The organism is Streptomyces sp. NPDC103540 (assembly GCF_055584445.1).
Genome location: NZ_JBVJMA010000017.1, coordinates 16488 through 31883 on the forward strand (window position 1 = coordinate 16488; position 15396 = coordinate 31883).

Consider the following 15396-nt stretch of genomic DNA (forward strand, 5'->3'; position numbering starts at 1 on the left):
ATCCCTTCGCGTTGAGGAACAGAATCCAGATGACGACAGACGTGACCAAACTCCGCGACTACCTCAAGCGTGCCACCGTCGATCTGCGGCACGCGCGCCGGCGACTGCGCGAGGCCGAGGGCAAGAACCACGAACCGATCGCGATCGTGGGCATGAGCTGCCGCTTCCCCGGCGGCGTCACGACCCCCGAAGGCCTGTGGGACCTCGTGGTCTCGGGCACCGACGCCATCTCCGGGTTCCCCACCGACCGCGGCTGGGACCTCGACGCGCTCTACGACCCCGATCCCGCCCACCCCGGCACGACCTACGCGCGGGAAGGCGGATTCCTCCACGACGCCGCCGCGTTCGACCCCGCGTTCTTCGGGATCGGCCCCCGCGAGGCCCTCGCCATGGACCCCCAGCAACGGCTCGTCCTCGAAGCCTCCTGGGAGGCCGTCGAGCGGGCCGAGATGGACCCGACGTCCCTGCGCGGCACCCGCACCGGGGTGTTCGCCGGAGTCATGTACCACGACTACGTCTCCCGGCTCCCCTCGATGCCCGAGGGCGTCGAGGGGTACGTGAGCACGGGCAACACCGGCAGCGTCGTCTCCGGCCGCATCGCCTACACCCTGGGCCTGGAGGGCCCGGCCGTCACCGTCGACACCGCCTGCTCCTCCTCCCTGGTGGCGCTCCACCTCGCCGTACAGGCCCTGCGCCAGGGCGAGTGCGACCTCGCCCTCGCCGGCGGGGTCACCGTGATGGCGGCGCCGACGACGTTCGTCGAGTTCAGCCGGCAGCGCGGGCTGTCCCCCGACGGCCGCTGCCGGGCGTTCTCCGCCTCGGCGGACGGCACCGGCTGGTCCGAGGGCGTCGGCATGCTCCTCGTCGAGCGGCTCTCCGACGCCCTCAGGCTCGGACACCCGGTGCTGGCCGTCGTACGCGGCTCCGCCGTCAACCAGGACGGGGCCAGCAACGGGCTGACCGCCCCCAACGGCCCCGCCCAGCAGCGCGTCATCCACCAGGCCCTGGCCAACGGCCTGCTGTCCCCCTCCGACGTGGACCTCGTCGAGGCCCACGGCACCGGCACCACGCTCGGCGACCCGATCGAGGCGCAGGCGCTCATCGCCTCCTACGGCCGGGAGCGGCCCGCGGAGCGACCCTTGTGGCTCGGCTCCGTCAAGTCCAACCTCGGGCACACCCAGGCCGCGGCCGGTGTCGCGGGCGTCATCAAGGCGGTGCAGGCCCTGCGCCACGGGATCCTGCCCCGGACCCTGCACGCCGACGAGGCGACCCCGCACGTCGACTGGTCGGACGGCAGCGTCCGCCTGGTCACGGAGAACACCGCGTGGCCCGAGACCGGCCGGCCCCGGCGCGCCGGTGTCTCCGCCTTCGGCGTCAGCGGTACCAACGCGCACGTCGTCATCGAACAACACCTCGCCGCCGCTTCCGGAGGGCCGGAGGCCGCGGAGGACACCCCCACCACGGACACCGCCGCCACGGACACCGCCGCCGGTGACACCCCCGTCGAGGCCGCCTCCGCCGGGCGGGCCGCCCCCGCCCTGCCCCTCATCCCGTGGGTCGTGTCGGGCAAGACCCCCGCCGCCCTCACCGCGCAGGCCGCCCGGCTCCGTTCCCACCTCGCCACGCCGCCCACCGACACCGACACCGACACCGGACGCGGCACCTACACCGCCCCCGGCGCCGTCGACATCGCCCACTCCCTCGCCACGACCCGTACCGCCTTCCCCCACCGGGCCGTGCTGCTCGCGGCGGACCGCGACGGCCTGGACCGGGCCCTGGCGGCGCTGGCCGACGACGCCCCCGACACGGCCGGCACCGCCCTGGTCCGCGGCACCGCCGCGGACCCCCGCCAGGTCGCGTTCGTCTTCCCCGGCCAGGGATCCCAGTGGGCGGGCATGGCCGTCGAACTCCTCGACACCGCACCCGTATTCCGCGAACGCATCCGCCAGTGCGAGGACGCCCTCGCCCCCCACGTCGACTGGTCCCTGACGGACGTCCTGCGCGGCGCGCCCGACGCCCCCGGCTTCGACCGGGTCGACGTCGTCCAGCCCGTTCTGTTCGCCGTCATGGTCTCGCTCGCCGAGCTGTGGCGCTCCTACGGCGTGCACCCCGCGGCGGTCGCCGGCCACAGCCAGGGCGAGATCGCCGCCGCCTGCGTCGTCGGAGCCCTCAGCCTGGAGGACGCCGCGAAGGTCGTGGCCCTGCGCAGCCAGGCCCTGACCGCGCTGTCCGGGCGCGGCGGCATGCTGTCGGTCGCGCTGCCGCCGCAGCGACTGACCCCCCTCATGGCCCCCTGGGGCGACCGGCTGTCGGTCGCCGCCGTGAACAGTCCGACCTCCCTCGTCGTCTCCGGCGACTCCGAGGCACTCACCGAACTGCGCGACGCCCTCCACGCCGACGACGTCCGGGCCCGACTGATCGCCGTGGACTACGCCTCCCACTCCGCGCACGTCGAAGCCGTACGCGACCGGGTCCTCGACGCCCTGGCCGACATCACCCCCCGGGTGTGCGACGTACCGTTCTACTCCACCGTCACCGGGACCGTCGTCGACACCGACGGGCTCGACGCCGAGTACTGGTACCGCAGCCTGCGCCGGACCGTACGCTTCGAGGACGTCACCCGCGCCCTCGTCCGGGACGGCCACGACGCCCTCGTCGAGGTCAGCGCGCACCCGGTCCTCACGATCGGCATCCAGGAGACCCTGGACGACCTCGGCGGCGACGCCGTCACCCTGGGGACGCTGCGCCGCGACGAAGGGGACGTCGGCCGGTTCCTGCGCTCGGCCGCCGAGGCCCACGCGCACGGCGTCACCCTCGATTGGACGGCCGTCTTCGCCGACACGGGCGCCCGCCGGATCCCCCTGCCCACCTACGCCTTCCGGCACGAGCGCTACTGGCTCGACGCCCCGCACACCGCCGCCGACGCCGCCGGCCTCGGTCTCGCCTCCTCGGACCACCCCCTGCTGGGGGCCGTCGTCTCCCTCGCGGACTCCGACGGGCTGCTGCTGACCGGACGGCTCGCCCACCCCACCCATCCCTGGCTCGCCGACCACGTCGTGCTGGGCGCGGCCCTCCTGCCGGGAACGGCGTTCGTGGAACTCGCGGTCCGCGCCGGTGACCACGTCGGCTGCGACGAGCTGGCCGAACTCACCCTCCAGGCACCGCTGGTGCTGCCCGAACACGGCGGCGCCGTCGTGCAGGTCGCGGTCGGCCCGGCCGACGCGGCCGGCGACCGGCCGCTCTCCATCCACTCCCGGCCCGACACCGCGGCCCCCGAGGACGACTGGACCTGCCACGCCACCGGCGTCCTGACGTCCACCCCCGCGCCCCGGCCCGCCGAGGCGGAGCCCGCCCCGGCGCCCTGGCCGCCCGCCGGGGCGAGCCCCGTCGACCTCGACGGCTTCTACGCCGGGCTCGCCGCGCGCTCCTTCTCCTACGGCCCCCTCTTCCAGGGCCTGCGCGCCGCCTGGCGCCTGGGGGACGAGGTGTTCGCCGAGGTGGCCCTCCCCGACGAGAGCGCCGAGCACCCCGAAACCGGCCGGTACGGCCTCCACCCCGCCCTCCTCGACGCGGCCCTGCACGGCGTCGGGTTCGGCCCGCTCGGCGACATGGGCACCGGCCGGATGGCCTTCGCCTGGGAGGACGTACGCCTGCACGCCACCGGAGCCACCCGGCTGCGGGTCCGCCTGACCCCCGTCGGCACCGAGGCCGTCGCCCTCACCGCCTGGGACGACAGCGGGCGGCCCGTGGCGACCATCGGCACGCTCACCTTCCGCGAGGTCCGCGAGGAACACCTGCGGGCCGCGCTCACCGACCACCACGAACACCTCTACCGCGTGGACTGGCCGGCGCTCCCGCTCGCGGACACCACACCCGCCGGCGCCGGGCACTGGGCCGTCATCGGCGCCGGCCCCGGGACCGACCCGCACGACACGCGGGAGGCCGCCGCCGGCCTGCGCGCCGCCGGCCTCCACCCCGACACGCACCCCGACCTGGCCGCCCTGGCCGGAGCCCTCGCCGCCGGCGCGCCCGTCCCCGACGTGGTGGCCGCCGTCCTCCCCGCGTCCGCCGCCGGGGCGGAACCCGACGCCGACGCCGTGCGGGCCCTCACGCGGGACGTGCTGGCCCTCGTCCAGGCCTGGCCGGCCGAGGAACGCCTCGCCGCCTCCCGACTCGTCGTCCTCACCCGGGACGCCGTCGCGGTCCCCGCCGAGGACGAGGAAGGGGCGCGGGTACGGCCCACCCGGCCCGAACACGCCCCCGTGTGGGGCCTGATCCGCTCGGCCCAGGCCGAACATCCGGGCCGGCTGGTCCTCGCCGACACCGACGGCCGCCCCGAGTCACTGGGCCGCGTCGCCGCGGCCGTCGCCTCCGGCGAACCCCAACTGGCCCTGCGCGCGGGCCGCGTGTCGGTACCGCGCCTCGCCCGCGTCCCCGTCGCACCGCACGCCGCCGCAGCCCCGCCCGACGGCACCACGTCCACCGGCACACCCGCGATCGACCCGCGGGGCACCGTACTCGTCACCGGCGGCACCGGCGCCCTCGGCAGGCTCGTCGCCGCCCACTTCATCACCACCCACGGCGTCCGCCACGTCCTCCTCACCAGTCGCCGCGGCCCCGACGCCGAGGGCGCGACCGAACTCCGCGACGAACTCGCCGCACTCGGCGCCACCGTCACCCTCGCCGCCTGCGACACCGCCGACCGCGACGCCCTGGCCGCCCTCCTCGCCGGCCTCCCCGACGACCGGCCCCTGACCGCCGTCGTCCACGCCGCGGCCGTGGTCGCCGGCGGACTCGTCGACCACCTCACCCCGGACGACCTCGACCGGGTCATGCGCCCCAAGGTCGACGCCGCACTCCACCTCCACGAACTGACCCGACACCTCGACCTCTCCGCCTTCGTCCTCTTCTCCTCCCTCGCCGGCACGCTCGGCGGCGCCGGACAGGGCGCCTACGCGGCCGGCAACGCCTTCCTCGACTCCCTCGCCCACCTGCGCCGCTCCCAGGGCCTGCCCGCGTCCGCGCTCGCCTGGGGCGTCTGGGACGAACGCGGCGACCAGACCCGACTGGAGGACGGAGACCTGCGCCGCATGGCCCGCGCCGGCCTCCTCCCGCTCGACGCGGAGGACGGCCTGCGCCTCCTCGACACCGCCCGCACCCTGGACGACGCGACCCTGGCCCCCGTACGCCTCGACCTCGCCGCCCTGCGCGCCCAGGCGGCGACCACCCCCGTGGCGCCCCTCCTGCGCGGCCTGGTCCGCACCCCCTCCCGACGCTCCGCCCGGTCCGGCACCGGCCCCGGAGCCCTCCCCGCCGAGCTCGCCCGTCTGGTCGCCCTCCCGCCCACCCGCCGCGCCGACGCCCTGCTCGCGCTCGTACGCGGCCAGGTCGCCGCCGTACTCGGCCACTCCACCCCCGAGGCCGTCGACCCCGGGCGGGCCTTCCGCTCCCTGGGCTTCGACTCCCTCGCCGCGATGGAACTCCGCAACCGCCTCGCCACCGCCACCGGCGTACGCCTCCCCGCGACCACCGTCTTCGACCACCCCACCCCCGCCGCCCTCACCGACCACCTCCTCGAACGGATACCCGGCACCGGCACCGCACCGGCCCCCGCCACCACAGGCCGCACCGCCACCGCCACCGCCGCCACCGTCACCGGCGACGACGAGCCCATCGCCATCGTCGCCATGACCTGCCGACTGCCCGGCGAGGTCCGCAGCCCCGAAGACCTGTGGGACCTCCTCGCGGACGGCACCGACGCCGTCACCGCCCTGCCCGCCAACCGCGGCTGGGACCTCGACTCCCTCTACCACCCGGACCCCGACCATCCGGGCACCAGCTACGTCAGGGAAGGCGGCTTCCTGCACGACGCCGGAGACTTCGACCCCGAGTTCTTCGGGATCTCGCCGCGCGAGGCCCTCGCCATGGACCCCCAGCAGCGACTGCTCCTGGAAACCTCCTGGGAGGCCTTCGAACGCGCCGGCATCGACCCGGCCCTGCTGCGCGGCAGCCGCACCGGAGTGTTCGCCGGCACCAACGGCCAGGACTACGCCGTCGGCCTGTCCCACCACGAGACACGGGACACGGAAGGACACCTCCTCACCGCCAACTCCGCCTCGGTCGTCTCGGGCCGCGTCGCCTACACCTTCGGCCTGGAAGGACCGGCCGTCACCGTCGACACGGCCTGCTCCTCCTCCCTCGTCGCACTCCACCTGGCCGCGCAGTCCCTGCGCCGGGGCGAATGCGACCTGGCCCTCGCCGGCGGCGTCACCGTCATGTCCACCCCCGGTGCGCTGATCGGCTTCAGCCGGCAGCGCGGGCTGTCCCCCGACGCCCGCTGCCGCGCCTTCGCCGCCTCCGCCGACGGCACCGGCCTCGCCGAGGGCGCCGGCATGCTGCTGGTGGAACGGCTCTCCGACGCACGGCGCAACGGGCACCGGGTGCTGGCCGTCGTACGCGGCTCCGCCATCAACCAGGACGGTGCCTCGAACGGACTCACCGCCCCCAACGGGCCCGCGCAACAGCGCGTGGTCCGCCAGGCCCTGGCCGACGCGGGTCTCACGGCCGGCGAGGTCGACGCCGTGGAGGCGCACGGCACGGGCACCACGCTCGGCGACCCGATCGAGGCGCAGGCCCTGCTGGCCACGTACGGGCAGGACCGGCCCGCCGACCGGCCCCTGTGGTTGGGCACCGTCAAATCCAACATCGGGCACACCCAGGCGGCGGCGGGCGTCGCCGGCGTCATCAAGATGGTCATGGCGATGCGCCACGGGGTGCTCCCCGCGACCCTGCACGTCGACGAGCCGTCACCGCACGTGGACTGGTCCGCGGGTGCGGTCCGACTGCTGACCGAACCGCGGGAGTGGGCGGCACCGGACCGCCCCCGTCGGGCGGGCGTGTCCTCGTTCGGAGTCAGCGGCACCAACGCGCACGTCATCGTCGAACAGGCACCGGCCGAAGTCGAGGTCGAAGCCCCAGTCGAAGCCCAGGTCGAAGCCGCTGCCGAAGCACCGGCCGAAACGACGACCGAACGGGCGCCCGTCACCTGGCTGCTCTCCGCGAAGGACGAGGAAGGACTGCGCGCCCAAGCGGAACGGCTCCTCGCCCACACCCGGTCCCAGGCCGGGACCGACCGGCCCTTCGACGCGACGGACATCGCGTTCTCCCTGGCCACCACCCGCACCTCCTTCCCGTACCGCGCCGCGATCACCGGCACCGACGGCGACGACCTGCTGCGGGCACTGGCCGAGCTCGCACACGGCGAGACCCCGGGCCCGCGAACGGCGACGGGCACGGCACCCGCCGGCGGGCGCCGCACCGCGTTCCTGTTCTCCGGGCAGGGCAGCCAGCGGCTCGGCATGGGGCGCGAGCTGTACGCGGCCCGACCGGCCTTCGCCCGGGCCTTCGACGAGGCCTGCGCCGAGCTGGACCGGCACCTGGATCGGCCCCTGCGTGAGGTGGTGTTCGGTGCTGAGGCCGGGCTGTTGGAGCGGACGGAGTTCGTTCAGCCGGCGTTGTTCGCGGTCGAGGTGGCTCTGTTCCGCCTGTTGGAGTCGTGGGGTGTGCGGCCCGATGTCCTGGTGGGGCATTCGGTGGGTGAGTTCGCGGTCGCGTATGTGGCGGGGGTGCTGTCCTTGGAGGACGCGGCCCGTCTGGTGGCCGCGCGGGGCCGGTTGATGCAGGGGTTGCCCGCCGGGGGAGTGATGGTCGCCGTCCAGGCCTCGGAGGAGGAAGTACGGGCGTTGCTGGCCGGTTTCGAGGACCGGGTGGGGATCGCCGCCGTCAACGGGCCGACGTCGGTGGTGGTTTCGGGTGAGGCGGACGCGGTCGCGACCGTGGTCGACCGTCTGGCGGCCGAGGGCCGCAAGACGAAGCCGCTCGCCGTCTCCCACGCCTTCCACTCCCCGCTCATGGACCCCATGCTCGACGCGTTCCGGCAGATCGTGGCAGGGGTGAGGTTCGGTACGCCGACGTTGCCGATCGTCTCCACGCTCACGGGGTGCCCGGTGTCGGAGGAGGAGTTCCGCTCCGTCGAGTACTGGGTGCGGCACGTCCGTGAGGCGGTTCGTTTCGCGGACGCCGTGAGCGCCCTCGTCGGGGAGGGCGTGGACACGTTCCTGGAGGTCGGTCCGGGTGGTGTGTTGAGCGCGTTGGCCCAGGACTGCCTGGAGGGCGATGAGGTCGTGATCCCGGTCTTGCGTACGGACCGGGCCGAGGAGGAGGCCGTCGCGACGGCCCTGGCCCGGCTCCACGTCCACGGCGCGGGCGTCGACTGGCAGACGGTCTTCGCCGGCCGGGGAGCGCGCCGCGTCGACCTGCCCACCTACGCCTTCCGGCACCGGCCGTACTGGCTGCTGCCCACCGACCCGCAGGACTCGGGAGCGGGGGCGGCGGACCCGACGGAGGCCGCGTTCTGGGACGTCGTCGAGAACCAGGACCTCGCCGCCCTGGCCGAGCGGCTGGAGGTCACCGGGGACTCCCCGCTCAGCTCCGTACTTCCCGCGCTGTCCCAGTGGCACCGCCGCCGGCGGGACCGCTCCGTCGTCGACACCTGGCGCTACCGCGTCACCTGGAAGCCGCTCATCCACCGGGACACCACCGAGCCGGCCGGCACCTGGCTGATCGTCGTTCCGCAAGACACCGCAGGCCCCACAGGCACCGAGGGCGGGCAGGCCGCCCGCACGGCCGCCGAGGTCGTCGGCGCCCTGTCCCGCCACGGCGCCGACGTCGTACCCCTGGTCGTACGGGGCGACGCGGACCGCGCCGAACTCGCCGCCCGCCTGCGCCAGGCGTACGCCGAGACGGCCCCGGCCGGCGTCCTGTCCCTGCTGGCGCTCGCCGAGGAACCCCACCCAGCCCACCCGAGGCTGCCCACCGGCCTGGCCCTGACCACCCTCCTCGTCCAGGCCCTGGGCGAAGCGGAGGTGACCGCCCCGCTCTGGTGCCTCACCAGGGGAGCGGTCACGGTCGGGCGCGCGGACGCCCTGACGAGCCCGCGCCAGGCCATGGTCTGGGGACTCGGCCGCTCGGTGGCCCTGGAACACCCCGACCGCTGGGGCGGCCTCGTGGACCTGCCCGGTGGCGAACTCGACGAGCGGGCGGCCCGCCGCCTGACGTCCGTACTGTCCGCACCCACCACACCCACCACACCCACCACACCCACCACACCCACCGCGTCCGCCGGGGCCGCCGGCGGCGAGGACCAGATCGCGATCCGGCCGTCCGGCGTCTTCGCCCGCCGCCTGGGCCGGGCCCCCGCCGACGCCACGTCCGACACCGCAGCCCGCGCCGCCGGACGGCAGCCGCGCGGCACCGTACTGATCACCGGGGGAACCGGCGCCCTCGGCGCCCACGTGGCACGCCACATGGCGCGCGGCGGCGCCGAACACATCGTCCTGGCCGGCCGGCGGGGCCCCGAAGCCCCCGGAGCCCGCGAACTCGTCGCCGAGATCGAGCGGCTGGGGGCCGGGGCCACCGTCGTGGCCTGCGACGTGTCCGACCGCGAGCAGGTCGCCGACCTCCTGAAGTCGCTGCCGGAGGAACGACACCCCCTGCGGACGGTCGTCCACGCGGCCGGCACCCCCCAGTTCACCCCCACCGACACCCTGACCCCGACCGACCTGTCGGCGGTCGTCGCGGCCAAGACCGCGGGAGCGGCACACCTCGACGAGCTGCTGGGCGACCGGCCCCTGGACGCCTTCGTCCTGTTCTCGTCGGTCGCGGCGACCTGGGGCAGCGGAAACCAGGCCGCCTACGCCGCCGCCAACGCCCACCTCGACGCACTCGCCGAGGCGCGCCGCGCCCGCGGCCTCACCGCCACGGCCGTCGCCTGGGGCCCCTGGGCCGACGGCGGCATGGCCGGAGACGACGAGGCGGAAGCGCACCTGCGCCGGCGCGGACTGCCCGCGATGTCCCCGGACCTCGCGGTGGCGGCGCTCCAGCGGGCCCTGGACCACGACGAGACCTCCATCGTCGTCGCGGACATCGGCTGGGACCGGTTCGCCCCCGCCTTCACCATCGCCCGGCCCGCCGCACTGTTCGCCGACCTCCCCGAGGCCCGCAAGGCGCTCGCGGCGCCCGACGGCACCCCCGGACCCGCAGGCCCGCCCGACGGCGCCGGCCGGCCCACCCTCACCGCCACGCTCGACGCCCTCCCGGCAGCCGAGCACCGGCGGGTCCTCCTGGACCTCGTGCGGGACGAGGTGGCCCAGGCCCTCGGCCACACCGGCGCGGAGGCGGTGGCCGAGGACCGGCCCTTCAAGGACCTCGGCTTCGACTCCCTCACCGGAGTCGAACTGCGCAACCGACTGGCCCGTGCCACCGGGCTGAGCCTGCCCGCCACCCTCGTCTTCGACCACCCCAACGCGACGGCCCTGGCCGCCTTCCTGGCCTCCGAACTCGCCGGCCACACGGCCGGCGCCACGTCCGCCGACCACCCGCACCCGGCCGGCACCGACCGGCCGGAGACCGACGAACCGATCGCGATCGTCGCCATGAGCTGCCGCTTCCCGGGCGGCGCCGACACGCCCGAACGGCTGTGGCAGCTGCTCGTGGACGGAGTCGACGCCGTGTCGACCTTCCCCGCCGACCGCGGATGGAACCTCGACTCCCTGTACCACCCGGACCCCGAACACCCCGGCACCACCTACGTCGACCGGGGCGCCTTCCTCTACGACGCCGGCCGCTTCGACCCGGCCTTCTTCGGGATCTCGCCGCGCGAGGCCCTCGCCATGGACCCGCAGCAGCGCCTGCTCCTGGAAGCGGCCTGGGAAGCCCTGGAACGGGCCCGCCTCGTGCCCTCGTCGCTGCGCGGCACAGCCACCGGCGTGTTCATCGGCTCCGGCTACCAGGGCTACGGCGCCTCGCCGGGCGAGCTGCCCGACGGCGTCGAAGGCCACCTCCTCACCGGCGCCGCCGGCAGCGTCATGTCAGGACGGATCGCCTACTCGCTCGGGCTGGAGGGCCCCGCGATGACCGTCGACACGGCGTGCTCGTCCTCGCTGGTCGCCCTGCACCTGGCCACGCAGGCACTGCGCCGGGGCGAATGCGCCCTGGCCCTGGTCGGCGGTGCCGCCGTGATGGCCGGCCCCAACGCCTTCGTCGAGTTCAGCCGGCAGCGCGGACTGGCCGCCGACGGCCGCTGCAAGCCCTTCGCCGGCGCGGCGGACGGCACCGGCTGGGGCGAGGGAGTCGGCATGCTCCTGGTCGAGCGGCTCTCCGACGCCCGGCGCAACGGGCATCCGGTGCTGGCCGTCGTACGGGGCAGCGCCGTCAACCAGGACGGGGCCTCCAACGGCCTGACCGCCCCGAACGGTCCCGCCCAACAGCGGGTCATCCGCCAGGCGCTGGCCGACGCCGGCCTGTCGACCCTCGACGTGGACGCCGTCGAGGCGCACGGCACCGGCACCGCGCTGGGCGACCCGATCGAGGCACAGGCGCTGCTGGCCACGTACGGGCGGGACCGGCCCGCGGACCGGCCCCTGTGGCTGGGCTCGCTCAAGTCGAACATCGGCCACACCCAGGCGGCCTCCGGCGTGGCGAGCGTCATCAAGACCGTCATGGCCCTCCGGCACGGCCTGCTGCCCGCGACGCTCCACGTGGACGAACCGACCCCGCACGTCGACTGGTCCGCCGGCGCCGTACGGCTGCTCACCGAGCCCGTGACGTGGACGGCGAACGGTCGGCCGCGTCGCGCGGCCGTCTCCTCCTTCGGCGTGAGCGGCACCAACGCCCACACCGTCATCGAGGAGGCCCCGCCGGCCCCCGCCGCCCCGGCCCCCGCGGCCCAGGACGCCGGGGAGCCGTACCTGCCCTGGGTGGTGTCCGGCAAGGACCTGGCGGCCCTGCGCGAACAGGCGGGGAACCTCCTCGTCCACACGCGTACCCACCCCGACCTCACACCGGTGGACCTCGCGTTCTCCCTCGCCGGGACCCGCACCGCCATGCCCCACCGTGCGGTCGTGCTCGGCCGGACCAGGGGAGAGCTCGTCGCCGGACTCGACGCCCTGAGCAAGGGGGAATCGGCGGCCGACCTCGTACGGGGCATCGCGGGCGCGTCCGGGGGACGCACGGCCTTCCTGTTCTCGGGGCAGGGCAGTCAGCGGCTGGGGATGGGGCGGGAGCTGTACGCGGCCTTCCCGGTGTTCGCGGACGCCTTCGACGCGGTGTGCGCGTATGTCGACGCGCATCTGGACCGTCCGTTGCGTGAGGTGGTGTTCGGTGCTGAGGCCGGGCTGTTGGAGCGGACCGAGTTCGCGCAGCCGGCGTTGTTCGCGGTCGAGGTGGCGTTGTTCCGCCTGTTGGAGTCGTGGGGTGTGCGGCCGGACGTGGTGGCCGGGCATTCGGTGGGTGAGTTCTCCGCCGCGCACGTGGCGGGGGTGTTGTCGCTGGAGGACGCGGCCCGTCTGGTGGCCGCGCGGGGTCGTCTGATGCAGGGATTGCCGGCCGGGGGAGTGATGGTCGCCGTCCAGGCCTCGGAGGAGGAAGTACGGGCGCTGCTGGCCGGTTTCGAGGACCGGGTGGGCATCGCCGCCGTCAACGGGGCCACCTCGGTGGTGGTTTCGGGCGAGGCGGACGCGGTCGCGGTCGTGGCCGGGAAGCTGACCGCCGAGGGCCGCAAGACGAAGCCGCTCGCCGTGTCCCACGCCTTCCACTCCCCGCTGATGGACCCGATGTTGGAGGAGTTCCGGCAGATCGTGGCAGGGGTGACGTTCGGTACGCCGACGTTGCCGATCGTCTCCACGCTCACGGGGCGGATCGTCCCTGCCGAGGAGTTCGGCACCCCCGACTACTGGGTGCGGCACGTCCGTGAGGCCGTCCGCTTCGCCGGCGCCGTGAGCGCCCTCGCCGACGAAGGGGTGGACACGTTCCTGGAGGTCGGTCCGGGTGGTGTGTTGAGCGCGTTGGCCCAGGACTGCCTGGGCGGCGGCGAGGTCGTGATCCCGGTCCTGCGTACGGACCGGGCCGAGGAGGAGGCCGTCGCGACGGCCCTGGCCCGGCTCCACGTCCACGGCGCGGCCGTCGACTGGCAGACGGTCTTCGCCGGCCGGGGAGCCCGCCGCGTCGACCTGCCCACCTACGCCTTCCAGCGCGACCACTACTGGCTCCGGCCCGCCCCCGCACCGGTCGCGGCCGGTGGTTCCGGTGACGCGAGCACGGACGCGGCCGAAGCGGAGTTCTGGGAAGCCGTCGAGAGCGGCCGGACCGAGACCCTGGCCGAGCGGTTGGGGGTGGGGGCGGAGGCGTCCGCGGACTCGGTGTTCGGCGCGCTGGCCACCTGGCGGCGGGAGAGCCGTACGCGTTCCACCCTGGACGACTGGCGCTACCGGGCGGTGTGGCGGCCGATGACCGAGTCGCCCTCCGGCGCGCTGTCGGGGACCTGGCTGATCGTGACCACCGATGCCGAGGCCGCCACCCCTTACGTCCTTGCGCTGCGCGGCCGGGGCGCCGAACCCGCGGTCGTCACCGTCGTCGGCCCCGCGGCCGACCGGGACACGATCGCCGGCCTCCTCCGGGAGGCGGGGGTCGGGGGAGGCGGACCCGTGGCCGGTGTCCTGTCCCTGCTGGCGTGCGATGAGCGGGCCCACCCCGTCCACGCGGGGCTGCCGGTCGGATTCACCACCACCGTCGCGTTGGTGCGCGCCCTGGGCGTGCTCGACGTGGAGGCGCCCCTGTGGTGCGTCACCCGCGGGGCCGTGGCCACCGGCGACTCCCAACCGGTCACGCGACCGCTCCAGGGCCTCGTGTGGGGTCTGGGGCGGGCTGTCGCGCTGGAGGCCCCGCGCCGCTGGGGCGGCCTGGTCGACCTTCCCGCCCCCGGTGCGGGGGACGAGCGGGCGCTCGCCCGGCTGGCCGACGTGCTCGGCGGATCCGGTGGGGAGGACCAGATCGCGGTGCGCGCCGCCGGCGTGTCGGTCCGCCGGCTGGCCCGCATGCCCCGTGAAGCCGGCACCGGCACCGGCAGCGGGATCCGCACCGGCAGCGACGTCGACACCGACACCCCAACCGGCAGCGGTGACACCGGCTGGACCTCGCACGGCACCGTACTGATCACCGGCGGTACGGGCTCGCTCGGTGGGCATGCCGCCCGCTGGCTGGCCCGCCGCGGTGCCGAGCACCTGGTCCTCACCGGCAGGCGGGGCGAAGCCGCCGAAGGCGTGCGGGAACTCGCCGCCGAGCTCAGGCTGACGGGCGCCAGGGTCACGGTCGCCGCCTGCGACGTCAGCGACCGGACGGCACTGGCCGCCCTGCTGGACGAGCTGGCCGCCGACCCCGCCCCCCTCACCGCGGTCGTGCACGCGGCGGGACTGCCCCAGTTCGCCCCGCTCGCGGACACCGGGCCCGAGGACCTGGCCGCCGTCCTCGCGGCCAAGGTGGCCGGGGCGGTCCACCTCGACGAACTGCTCGCCGACCGCGCGCTCGACGCGTTCATCCTGTTCTCGTCCGTTTCCGGAGTGTGGGGCAGCGGCAGCCAGGCGGGCTACAGCGCCGGCAACGCCTTCCTCGACGTGCTGGCCCAGCACCGCCGGGCCAGGGGGCTGGCCGCGACATCCGTCGCCTGGGGCCCCTGGGCCGAGGGCGGAATGGCCGCCGACCACGGGGCCGACGCGTACCTCCGGCGCAGCGGACTGCCCTCGATCTCACCGGAGTTGGCCGTCGCGGCCCTGCAACGCGCCATGGACCGGGACGAGACGGCCGTGGTGGTGGCCGACGTCGACTGGCCGACGTTCGCGCCCGCGTTCACGATCGGACGGCCGAGCGCGCTCCTCGGCGACCTGCCCGAGGCGCGGGCTGCACTGGCCGGCCACGGCGCGGACACCGACGGAGAACCGTCCACCGCACCCGCCGCCGCGGACCTCGCGCGGAGGCTGTCCGGGCTCTCCCCGCAGGACGGGTACGACGTCCTGCTGGACCTGGTGCGCGAGGAGGCCGCCACAGTGCTGGGCTACCCGCGCACCGACGCGATCGAGCCCGACCGGGCCTTCCGGGAACTCGGCTTCGACTCCCTCACCGCGGTCGAACTCCGCAACCGCGTCGGCTCCGCGACCGGACTGCGACTCCCGACGACGATGGTGTTCGACCACCCCACCCCGAGCGCCCTCACCGACCGGCTGCTCGACGACCTGCTGCCCGGACGGGCCACCACCGCCGCCGGCCCGGACGGCTCGTCCGAGGACGCCCGCGTACGCGCGGCCCTCGCGTCGATCCCACCGTCCCGCCTGCGGGAAGCCGGGCTCCTGGACGCCCTCCTGGGCCTGGCGCGACCGGCCGACGCGACGACGACGTCCCCGCAGGACGCCCCGGACCGCGGGAGCGACTCGGACGCCGACTCCGCCATCGCGGAGATGGACCTCGACCACCTCATCGAACTGGCGCTGGGCGACAGCGAAGCCTGAT

General features: G+C 75.4%; 1 protein-coding gene. It reads left to right on the plus strand.

Going from position 1 to position 15396, the window contains the following annotated elements:
• Positions 1–41 precede the first annotated feature (41 nt).
• The gene (locus ACZ6ZI_RS32530) at positions 42–15395 is read left to right on the plus strand and encodes a type I polyketide synthase (protein ID WP_469527220.1); all 15354 of its coding nucleotides are present in this window, start codon (positions 42–44) and stop codon (positions 15393–15395) included.
• The last annotated feature ends 1 nt before the right edge of the window (position 15396 follow it).